Source organism: Shewanella sp. A22, assembly GCF_053850585.1.
Genome location: NZ_JBSQBN010000001.1, coordinates 121,706 through 133,821 on the forward strand (window position 1 = coordinate 121,706; position 12,116 = coordinate 133,821).

Genomic DNA, 12,116 nt, shown 5'->3' on the forward strand with positions numbered 1-12,116 from the left:
CCATCAAAGGAAAAATTATTAGCTATACTTATCCCAATTGCCAATTGATTGATTGACCAATCTAATCATCACCGATTGTATTATTTCCCAACAGAGCTACTTAAAAAGTAACCAAGCCACCTGCTCCAAAGCCCCTGAAGCAACTCGATTAACAACAATACTCTTTCATTAATCGAGATGGCGAAATCTTAATTGTTATAGCTAGCCAGATACAACGATCTAAATCCAACATTGGCATCCCTACATAATGTAGTAACCCAACAGATAAATATTCATCTTTAAATATTTAGTAATGCAGCACATTAAGTGGTGATAAAAACCAATACACAAAATTCGTCAAGATGTTTAATTATATTAGCCCCAATCTGCCACCGGTGGCAATTGTTTATTTTCCATACGTTTAAAAATTGAATGATTTTAGTTAAAACAACCACAATCCCGACAAACTCCTAACGAACAATGACGACCTAAAAACAAGTACAAAGTTTAAACAATTATTTGACAATTGATTCAACAACGACTAATTTCATTGGTGCCACCGGTGGCAATGGTCGAAATAAAAACAAACAAGCCGTTAACATTTATTTGACACTTTAGATGCTAGGCTGTTATTTTTAAATACGAATTGGGGAATTCAAACTATATTTGCCACCGGTAGCAATGATAGGTCATCACAAATATATTAATACGTGATGACATTACATGTATCGGCTCGAAAGACCTACATATAATAATTATTGGGGAAATATTATGAAGCAACGACATAGATTCAAACTCAACAGCTTGCTCTCATGCATGTTGTTAGCTGGCGCCTTACCGGCGGTATATGCAGCTGAACCACAAGAGACTGCTGAAGTTGAATCAAAAATCACCACAACTACAAAAGAAATTACTGCAGATGAAGCAGAAATTGAAGTAATTAAAGTAAGTGGCTATAGAAGCAGTATTAACGCTGCATTATTATCAAAACGTGCAGCTGTAGGTAGCAAAGAAACCATCATCGCAGAAGATATTGGTAAATTCCCCGACTTGAATGTGGCAGACTCGCTTTCTCGTATTCCTGGTATAGCTATTGAAGAAGATGCTGGTGAAGGCCGCCAAATCACGGTTCGAGGTTTAGGTTCTCGCTATGTAAAAACCACTATTAACGGTATGGAATCAGCTTCTGCCGGTGCTGCGACCGATGCAGCAGGCGGTTCAAATAAATCACGCGCATTTGACTTCAACGTGTTTGCCTCTGAATTATTTACCCAAATTGATGTATATAAAACCTCTTCTGCAGAATTAGAAGATGGCGGTATTTCAGGTAATGTGAACTTGCAAACCGCCCGCCCTTTCCAGTATGACGATACTCAATTTGCTTATAACGTTAACGCCAGTTACAACGATGCCGCGGAAGAAGTCTCACCAAGAGTCAGCTTTATGGCCAGTAAAAACTGGAATGACACCTTTGGTGGCTTGGTGTCAGTGGCTTACTCCAAAAATAAAGTACAAAGTGAAGGTGCAACAACCGTTCGTTGGACAGTGAACAATCCATTATATGTAGAGGATGGCGCATCAATTAGCGAAGGCGGGAACAACTACCTCACCGCGAAACCTAAAACCGTGATGATGGAAAATGGTAACTACACCAATGAAAACATGAATGGTTTATATCTGCCACGTATTCCACGTTACTCAATTTTCTCGAAAGAACAAGAACGCTTAGGTGTTACCGCAGCATTACAATTTGCTCCCACAGACAACTTTGAAATGCAACTCGATATCTTGCATGCAGATCTCAACACCACTATGGATGAATATGAATATTCCGTATTACTCCGAGATCAAAAAAATATTGTCCCAGAAAATCTTTATATAGACGACAACAATACCATCGTTGCAGGCTCATTTTCTGATGCTATTATTCGGTCTGAAACCCGTCAAGATATATCAGAATCAAATTTTGACCAAATTACTTTCGGTGGTGACTGGCAAATTAATGACAGCATGCGTTTAACCTTTATGCTAGGTAAAGGACAGTCTGATTTAGAAGTGCCTCACTCACGTACATTTGCACTAGACAGCACAGGTTCAACTGTAGCTTACAGTTATGATGATTCGATCAACCCGTTAGATTTAATCAACAACACTGGGGGCGTGACGCTTAATCAAGGCAGCATGACCACGGGTATCCCTTCTTTTGCTTTTGCTCCAGGTGCAGCGCCTGGTGGAACTTATACCAAAGAGCAACTTGAAGACATGATGATAGATTCAAGCAATTATTCTGTGGGGTTAGTTCGTAATCGGGCGCAAACTATTGAAAGTGATAATACTAGCTTCAAAATTGATTTTGCTTATGACATCAATGATGAGTTGACTTTAAAAGTGGGCGCCAATAAGCGGGTATTTGAAACTGAACAACACGATTATCGTAACGATTGGAAAAACCTTGATAAAGAAACCAATAAAACCAGTGGTGCTAAAGCAGAAGTTCAAGTCGTCGATTTAGCTGCAGATATCATCGCTGGTGATATCTATGGCACCACATTAGCAGATTTAGGTGCTCACTTTGGTAATACTTTATCTGTTCCATCCAGTTCAACCCTTCACGGTAGCACTTGGCTAACCCCTGACTACGGCACCATGATGAACACGTTTTCAAGCTACGATTTTTTTGAAGCCAAAGAAGCCTACAAACGTGGTTATGCGATTAAAGAAGATGTATTTGCTCTCTATGCTCAACTTGACTTCAGATATGACATATTCGATAGAGAATTACGTGGTAACATTGGCCTACGGTATATCGACAATGAAAACACCAGTAAAATTGTTAACTTAGATGACATTTATAAAGATGGCTCAACAGCTGGACGTGGCGAAGGTGCTAACTACCCAGGTGGTTACAGATGGCGTACTTCTGTCAGTGAAGGAGATGATATCTTACCTTCATTAAACTTGGCCTACGATATAACCGATAACGTTATATTACGTTTCAGTTATGCAGAAGCGATTACCCGTGCGAAATTATCTGACTTAAGTTCAGCTATTAGTGTCAATGTCCCAGATGAGCAAGATCCTAGTGCAGAAATCAAACTCGGTGCAGGCCCAACATTAGAACCTTATAAGTCTGAGCAGTTCGACATTGGTGTTGAGTGGTACTTTGCTGAAGAGTCATTGTTAGCAGGTACGGTATTCTTTAAAGACATCTCAGGTTTAACGAAAGAAAGTAGTGACGAAGTATTAACGTCAGCCCAATTAGATGCTTTAGGTATCGATATTGGTGATATGGATCCGTCTACAATCACTTGGCAAGTCACCCAACTCACCAATACTAAACCTGAAGATATGTGGGGCGCTGAATTTATTTACCAGCAACCATTTAGCTTCCTACCTTCGCCATTTGATAACTTAGGCCTGCAAGCGAACTATACCTATATCGACTACACCCGTGATATTGAAGATCCTTTTTATGGTACTCAGCTAGAGTTGGTTGAAGAGGAAACCTCTAAAAATACTTACAACATAACGGTATATTATGAAGTCGATGATTGGTCTGCACGATTCTCATATAATTTTCGTGAAGGTTATAATAAACAATATCTTAGCGAATATGCGGATGAATCAACCTTTGTCCGTGGTTATGAAGATAAGAAAAAACTTAACTTCTCGGCACGCTATAACCTAATGGAGAACATGAGCTTATCTTTTGAGGCCATTAACCTTACTAATGAATCTCAAGATCAATGGAATGATATTTATACCCCTCGTCCTTACGAAAACTTAACAACGGGTCGCCAATATCTTTTGGGTCTTCGAGGCTCTTTCTAAAGCACTTCAATTGTAAATGGCATAAGGATAAATCCTTATGCCATTTACAACACGCACTAAGTGCGGAAATTACAGTTAACAATCAGCTAAATTCAATATCATATATTTGTATTCAGATCACATACAAGGTCTCCAGCTCTATGATGATATTTACCCGTTTTGTTCTAATCACCAGCTTTCTTGCAATAAATTTTTTCGCCACTTCAACTCACAGCCAAGCATTACCATCACTTGAACATGTTACTGGTTTTGGCATGGACACCCATGGAGGGGAGTACGGCAGTATCATTAAAGTCACCAACACTAACAACCAAGGCGAAGGCTCCCTAAGATGGGCGATTAGCCAAGCAGGTAAACGGCTAGTGGTATTTGAGGTAGGCGGCGTTATCGACCTACAAAAGCAGACACTCACTATTGATACGCCTTACTTAACCATTGCCGGTGAAACCGCGCCACATCCAGGCATCACCTTAATTCGCGGTGGCATCAAAATTATCAGCCATGATATTCGTATCCGTCATCTTGCTGTCAGGCCCGGTGATAATAATGAAGCTACGCGCTCTGGTTGGGCTCCTGATGCTATAGGAGCATCGGGACGCTCAGCCTATAACATCCACATTGACCACTGCTCTGCTACGTGGGCGGTCGATGAGAACATGTCAGCCTCCGGCCCAAGAGACAAAGGCCATGAGTTTACCGCTAAAAAAATCACCTTTAGCAATTCGATTATTGCTCAAGCCCTTGATAATGCAACCCATAAAAAAGGTAAGCATTCAAAAGGGTTACTCATTCATGATTTTATTAAAAATATTGCCATCATCGGCAACTTATTTGCCCATAACGACAGGCGCAACCCTTACTTTAAAGGCAGTAGCAGCGGCGTGGTGGTAAACAATCTAATGTATAACTTGGGCAATGCAGCCGTTCAGCTGGGATTTGTTAATGATGAATTCGCACATAGCGATTTTGAACCTGATAACCCTAAAGTGACAGTGATCGGTAATAAGCTTATTTATGGCAATAGTAGTTATTCCGACCTGCCCTTAGTGGCTTATCAAGGCAATGTGTTTATGCAAGATAATCAAGTAATCAACTTGGACGGAGAGCCCATGCCACAAGCACATGGGGCAATGAATCAGTTAAGTGCGCCCCCACTATGGCCCAATGGGTTAGTCGCTATATCTGTTAAGACACTGGAAGATCGCATTCTGGCTCAGGTGGGTGCACGTCCATGGGATAGAGACCCCATTGATCAACGCATCATTAACTCGGTTAAACAGCGCGGCGGCAACATTATCGACAGCCAAAATGAGGTTGGTGGTTACCCAAACTATGCTACAACCCATCGCAGCTTAACAGTGCCTGACAATAACCAAAATACTGAGGCTATACGCCAGTGGTTATTAACTTTTACCAAGGTAACTGAGCATGTTAGTCCTTAAAAAGCATCGCCATATTCACTTTATTGACACTGTCATTACGTTTTAAATATTGTGAATCAAAGCCTATTGCCACCGGTGGCAATGTTTGTTAATGTGTGACCAAGTTTAAATAATATTGATTAACATCCGCTAAGCAAAACGACGTAAATAGGTTAGAGGAAATATGAATAACAATAGAAGAACCATGCTTAAAGCGCTTAGCGCTTGCACATTACTGACTGCCGCAAAGACTCCGCTAGCATTAGCAAGTGGCTTAATGGCTAAGCAAACTGTTACCCCACCAGCGTCAGCAGCGAACGACTGGCAGCAAGCAGCACAAATTCGCCAAAGTATCGTCGTGCCACAATTTGCTGATAACCTATTTAATATTACTGATTTTGGCGCAGTTAATGATGATAAAACACTTTGTACCAGCGCCATTAATGATGCAATCAAAGCCTGCAATAAAGCTGGCGGTGGGCGCGTATTAGTACCACAAGGCAGCTTTAAAACCGGTGCTATTCATTTACTCTCCAATGTTGAGCTGCATTTACATCAACACGCCACCTTGAGCTTTAGCACAGATCCAAATGATTACTTACCGACAGTTTTAACCCGTTGGGAAGGTATGGAAATGATGGGCTATTCGCCACTGATTTACGCTTACCGTCAAAGTAATATCGCCATCACAGGTAAAGGAACTTTACAAGGCAATGCCAGTGATGAAGTTTGGTGGCCTTGGAAAGGTCCCCACAGAGAAAAGCATTGGCAATTGATTGCTGGACAAGACCAAAAAACTGCCCGTAAAAAATTGATGCTTGATGCAGAAAACGCCGTACCGGTTGCCGAACGTCACTACGGCGATGGCGCTTATTTACGTCCACCCTTTATCCAACCTTATGAATGCCAGCAAGTGCTGATCCAGGGGATTACCATTAAAAATTCGCCATTTTGGTTAGTAAATCCTGTTTTGTGCAACAACGTTACCATTACTGAGGTGTCTTTTTTAAGTCACGGCCCCAACTCTGATGGTTGCAACCCTGAAAGCTGCGATCATGTATTAATTGAAAACTGCATCTTTGATACCGGCGATGACTGTATTGCCATCAAGTCTGGCCGTAATGCTGACGGTAGACGCATTAATATTCCCAGTCAAAATATCGTGATTGCCAATAACTACATGCACGCCGGCCATGGAGGTGTTGTTATGGGCAGTGAAATATCTGGCGGGGTAAATAATGTATTTGTTGAAAACTGCACCATGGATAGCCCAGATCTTGAACGAGCTATCCGTATCAAAACCAACTCAATTCGTGGCGGGCTGATAGAACATATCCGCATTCGCAATATCAAAGTCGGCACAGTTAAAAACGCCATCGTAATTAATTTTTATTATGAAGAAGGCGATATTGGTAAGTTCGATCCGGTAGTACGTGATATTCACATTGAAAATCTTGTGTGTAACAAAGTGCTTAGCAAAGCGCTTTATCTGCGCGGTTTTGAGCGCGCTCCCATTGGGGCAATGTCTCTCAACCATTGTCATTTCAATCAAGTTGCTGAACCGTCGATTGTCGAAAATATCAATGTTCTATCCATTAACGATGTCAGCATCAATGGTAAGCAGATCAGCGCTAAATCGCTATTAAATCGCACTTTAAGCTAATAGCACAGCCATATTATTATTGTTGAAGGAACTATTAATGAACACGCCAAATCAGCCATTAACCTTACATCCAAATAGGCTTTTCTCTAGCGATCCGCACGTTATCGAGATTGCGACTAAGCTGTATGAAAAAATAAAAGATTTACCCATCATCAGCCCCCATGGGCATACTGATCCAAGCTGGTTCAATCTCAATAATAACTTTGGCAATGCCACAGACTTGCTTATCAAACCGGATCACTACGTGTTTCGTATGCTATACAGCCAAGGCATAGATTTAACCGAGCTGGGTATTCCTCAACATGGCTTACAAGGCGACCTTGACGCTTCGCGCAGTTGTGACCCAGAAAAAGTGTGGCAAATTTTTGCAGAGCATTTTTATTTATTTGCTGGTACGCCTAGTGGCTATTGGCTTAACTCTGTGTTCAGCCAAGTTTTTGGTCTCACAGAAACCTTATGCAGCGACAATGCCAGCCATTATTACCACACCATTACTACCGCTTTGTCCGCCCCAGAATATAAACCTCGCGCCTTAATGGATCGCTTTAACATTGAACTGATTGCCACCACTGAGGGCGCACTGGATGATTTAGCCCATCATATTGCCCTAGCGGGCACACCAATGGCAGCGAGAGTTATTACCAATTTCCGCCCAGATGATATTGTTGATGCCAGCCGTGAAGACTTCATCGACAACATCGCCAAACTCGGTAACATCACCGGCGAAGATACTCGCCAATGGCAGGGATATTTAAATGCCATCCGTATTCGTCGCGCATTCTTTCGCGAGGCAGGCCGTGCAACTGCGACCGACCACGGTCACCCAAGCGCTATGACTGCCGATTTAAGCTTAAATGAATGTGAGGCATTATTTAAAACGTGTCTTTCAGGTCAATCAACCCCTGAACAACAAGAGCTATTTCGTGGCCAAATGATCACGGAACTCGCAGGCATGAGTATTGAAGATGGCATGGTAATGCAAATTCACCCAGGCGCCCATCGCAATCATAATCAGCCTATTTTTGATAAGTTTGGCCGTGATAAAGGTGCTGATATTCCAAGTGCAACCGAATACGTTAACGCGTTAAAACCCATGCTGAGCAAATATGGCAATGATCCCCGCTTAAACATCATTCTGTTTACCTTGGATGAAACCACCTACAGCCGTGAGCTAGCGCCATTGGCAGGTCATTATCCAAGCCTTAAACTTGGCCCTGCATGGTGGTTCCATGACAGCCCTGCTGGTATGTTACGCTTTAGACAACAAACCACTGAAACAGCAGGATTTTATAATACTGTTGGCTTTAATGATGATACCCGAGCGTTTTTATCTATCCCCGCTCGCCATGATGTTGCCCGTCGGGTTGACTGCCGCTTTTTAGCTGAGCTGGTTGCGAATCATCAAATCACAATCAATGAAGCGCATGAATTAGCCTATCAGCTAACGTACGGATTAGTGAAAAAAGCGTACAAACTCGATTAATATGCCAAGGAACTGCGTAATGACTAAATATAATTCACTGCAATCGACACTATTTTTGTCAACGATAATGAGCATTTCGCTGCTAACAGCTTGTAGCAAAGCGGTTGACTCTCAGCCAGTTACAACACAAGCAAAACCCAGCGAGCCACTGACAATAGCGCAGCCTTTAGCAAGTCTGGATATTGCCAACCCATCGACATTCACACGTCAAAAGCAGCCAATTTATATTAGTTATTACGATTTAGGATTAGATAGCCAAAACACAGCCACTGACACCAACATCCCGTTGTGGGTCAAACACAACAACCAACTGATCGCCAGCCAAGCCGTGGATAACGATGCCGATGGCCAACTTGACGGCTTATTGGTATTGGTCGATCTTGCCCCAAGTGCCAGTATTAAGTTAGATATCTGGTCGCAAGATGGTAATGACTCAAGCGCTACTGACTCAAGTAACCTCACATCAGTAAAATTAACGCAAGCGGATTTATCGGTTAAAAAAGGCGGTCAATGGGTGCCTCATACCAAGCCGCCTCGCCATAACCCCAAGCAGCAATATCAAGAATATATTGGTGGCCAGTTTGAACATGTCACAGAAGTCACCCCACCAGCTTATTACACCGATCACTCCAACTGGATCCGTTACGAAGGTCCAGGATTAGAATCCGATAAAGTCGCCTATCGATTTTATCTAGACTGGCGCAATGGGTTTGATATTTTTGGTAAACGCACTTCTGAGCCAGTATTGCAGCAAGTGGGATTAGATGGTTATGACAGCTATCATCAAGCAGCAGATTGGGGTATGGATATTTTAAAAGTCGGTAATTCACTGGGTGCCGGTGGATTTGGGCTACTTGCAGGCGACAAACAGCAAACTGTAGAGCGGGTATCATTTGTTGATAGTTGGACCGCCAAAATCACCGCCAATGGTGCGCTGCAATCATCTATCGCTATTGATTATAACGGTTGGCAAAACAGCATTAATAAGCAAGATTTACAAGCCAAAATTTCAATTCAAGGTGGTAGCCGCTTAGCAAAAGTAAACCTTAAATTAACTCAAGACCTCCCCAATATGACTGCAGGGATTGTTAAACACCCTGACATCGAGTTCATCCAAGGTAATCAGGACATTACCGGTGATGCTTACACTTACATAGCCAGTTTTGGGCAACAAAGTCTTGATGGTAGTCAATTAGGTATGGCGGTATTTTATCGTAAGAATGATTTAATGACCATCACAGAGGATGCCAATAACTACCTGGTTAAACTTAAGCCCAAAGGACAGTCAGGCCAGCAAAGCATCAACTACTATTTTGCTGCAGCTTGGCAAGTGGAAAGTGGTATCAATGACCGAGATGACTTTGTGCGCTATCTTGACCAAGAAGCTGAAAAGCTCACTTTAACCCCAAGAGTGAGATTAAAAACCCAATTGAGCATTGACCAGCAACAAGCACCATTGACAGCCGAAAGTGCACTAAACTGGAGCGTAAAATTGGCCGATGCCGAGCTTGCTCGCAAAGCCCTTGGTTATCATTATGCTGGTTGGGATGTTAATCGGCAGCGCTTGCCAAAATTTGAATACGATATCGTGGGGTTATTACCTTTCGCTTACGATGAATTGGCTAAAGCCACTGGCAATAATGAATATACCGAAGTGCTTCCTACGGTCACAGCAAGTTTTGTCACTGCCGATGGCGATATTCGCCGTTATAAATTAACTAACTTCAACATTGATAGTATTGCTCCAGGTCGTAACTTAATTCGCTTATATCAACAAACCCAAGATCCTAAATATCGCCAAGCCGCAACATTGCTGCGCCAACAACTTGAGCAACAGCCTCGCACCTCAGCTGGCGCATTCTGGCACAAACAAAAATACCCGCACCAATTTTGGCTAGACGGGGTATATATGGGCATGCCATTTTTAACTGAATACGCCCTCGCATTTGAAAGCGGTGAACAGCAGCAACATAGCTTACAAGAGGTTATTAATGAATTTCTTCTCACCCAGCAACAGCTGAAAGACCCGGTAACAGGTTTGTATTACCACGCTTGGGATGAGCAAAAACAGCAAGACTGGGCAGAAAAAAACACCGGCTTATCCGCTCACTTTTGGGCCCGAGGTATGGGCTGGCTAACCATGGCGATAGTCGATGTATTACCCCAATTACCTGCTGAACCAGATAATGAGTTAAGCGTTCAGCGTGAGCAGTTAATTGCGATGGTGAATGACATCGCCGACAGCTTAAGTAAAGTACAAGATCCACACACGGGGACTTGGTGGCAAATTCTTGATAGACCCAATGCGATGGCGAATTACCGTGAGTCTAGCGCCACCGCCATGTTTACTTACTTTTATGCTAAGGCGATTAACCAAGGCTATCTGTCTGACAAGTATCGCCCTATTGCGCTAAAGGCTTATCAAGGTTTGCTAGCTGAATTTACCCTTAGCCATGCAGATGGCAGCACAAGTATGACTAACCAATGTTACGTTGCAGGCTTAGGATTTGGCCGTAACGGCAGCTATGAATATTACATGAACGAACGGATTTCTAGCAACGACCCTAAAGGCACAGGCCCCTATATCCTCGCGGGCATTGAAATATCACGCTTACTGCAATCAGATACTGCAGTAAAATAGCTTGTTGCAGCAAAGCAAAACACTAGCCAAGCCAATAATGGCTTGGCTGCTTTTCATCTTAGCCTTGGTGACCAATCCTAGCAGGGCAAGCGTGTCTGTTCAGCAACTAAGCATTCAACATGATGATAGTTATACCTTACAAAAAGCCTATCACAAGCTTAGAAAACATCACCCTGATATTGCTATCCCTACTGATAACAGTCAGCGGGTTAATATCAGCCACGCCCTGCCCTATAAGGTTATCCACAAGCAAACATTGTTCGTCGATATTTACCAGCCAAAGGCTCAAAAAGGCGCTTTGCCGCTAGTCACACTCATTCATGGTGGCGCTTGGCGTTCTGGCAACCCTAGCATGATGAGTCATTTAGCCGCGTCTCTGGCACTGCGAGGCTATGTAGTTGCTGTGCCGAGCTATCGCTTATCGCCCCAAGCACAATATCCTGCGGCGGTCGATGACCTTTATGATGCGCTAACTTGGCTAATCGAAAATGCCTTAACATTTAACATTAATCAGCAGCAATTAGTGCTTGCTGGCAGCTCAGCCGGTGGTCAATTAGCTGCATTATTAGCGTATAGTGGCGGCCAGTTAGACACAGATCAATCAACTCTTTCTACTCCCAGCTGCGCTTTGTCAAACAGAGCGCGTTTACCTATAGCAGCCTTAATCAATATTGATGGCTTAAGTGACTTTACCTCGCCTGAAGCATTACGCCATGAGAACGATCCTAATAAACACCCAAGCGCCGCCCAAGCATGGTTTGGCGGGCGCTATCAACAAGTACCGCAACGTTGGCAGCAAGCATCGCCAGTGTATTACATTGACGAAAATGCGCCGCCAACCTTGTTTATTAACGGCCAAAAATCGCGCTTTTATGCCGGTAGAACTCAAGCTATTACTGCGCTAACAGAATTGGGCATCCCCTCTAAAATAGTCACCTTTCCTCAAGCGCCGCATTCATTTTGGTTGTTTGAGCCATGGCAGTCACCCACCCTTGTGGCAATGGATGACTTTTTAAAGCACAACCTCAAACTAGACTAATCGGCACACAAGGGTTATGGGTAAGCGATAAGGCTATCAATACAAGCAATTAATTTTGA

6 protein-coding genes are annotated in these 12,116 nt (G+C 42.9%); all 6 read left to right on the top strand.

The window, feature by feature from the left end:
- The first annotated feature begins 750 nt into the window (after positions 1-750).
- Positions 751-3,810, top strand: a complete 3,060-nt coding sequence (locus ACWXWT_RS00515; RefSeq protein ID WP_456039656.1) for a TonB-dependent receptor — start codon at positions 751-753, stop codon at positions 3,808-3,810.
- Positions 3,811-3,950: 140 nt separating this feature from the next.
- Entirely contained in the window at positions 3,951-5,252 is a 1,302-nt protein-coding gene (locus tag ACWXWT_RS00520; RefSeq protein ID WP_456039657.1) for a hypothetical protein, read from the top strand.
- Between the two features lie 163 nt (positions 5,253-5,415).
- Positions 5,416-6,894 (top strand): glycoside hydrolase family 28 protein, encoded by a 1,479-nt coding sequence (locus ACWXWT_RS00525; RefSeq protein ID WP_456039658.1) that lies wholly within the window; start codon positions 5,416-5,418, stop codon positions 6,892-6,894.
- Positions 6,895-6,931: 37 nt separating this feature from the next.
- Positions 6,932-8,377 carry a glucuronate isomerase gene (uxaC, locus tag ACWXWT_RS00530; protein ID WP_456039659.1) on the top strand — a complete coding sequence of 482 codons (1,446 nt, stop codon included), beginning with the start codon at positions 6,932-6,934 and terminating at the stop codon, positions 8,375-8,377.
- Positions 8,378-8,396: 19 nt separating this feature from the next.
- Positions 8,397-11,018 (top strand): glycoside hydrolase family 88 protein, encoded by a 2,622-nt coding sequence (locus tag ACWXWT_RS00535; RefSeq protein ID WP_456039660.1) that lies wholly within the window; start codon positions 8,397-8,399, stop codon positions 11,016-11,018.
- A gap of 91 nt (positions 11,019-11,109) precedes the next feature.
- A complete protein-coding gene (locus tag ACWXWT_RS00540) occupies positions 11,110-12,057 on the top strand; it encodes an alpha/beta fold hydrolase (RefSeq protein WP_456039661.1) in 948 nt (315 codons plus the stop codon).
- Positions 12,058-12,116 lie beyond the last annotated feature (59 nt).

Coding starts and splice junctions, on each gene's coding strand:
- ACWXWT_RS00535 (WP_456039660.1), top strand. CDS start 8,397: ATGACTAAATATAATTCACTGCAATCGACACTATTTTTGTCAACGATA.
- ACWXWT_RS00525 (WP_456039658.1), top strand. CDS start 5,416: ATGAATAACAATAGAAGAACCATGCTTAAAGCGCTTAGCGCTTGCACA.
- uxaC (WP_456039659.1), top strand. CDS start 6,932: ATGAACACGCCAAATCAGCCATTAACCTTACATCCAAATAGGCTTTTC.
- ACWXWT_RS00520 (WP_456039657.1), top strand. CDS start 3,951: ATGATGATATTTACCCGTTTTGTTCTAATCACCAGCTTTCTTGCAATA.
- ACWXWT_RS00515 (WP_456039656.1), top strand. CDS start 751: ATGAAGCAACGACATAGATTCAAACTCAACAGCTTGCTCTCATGCATG.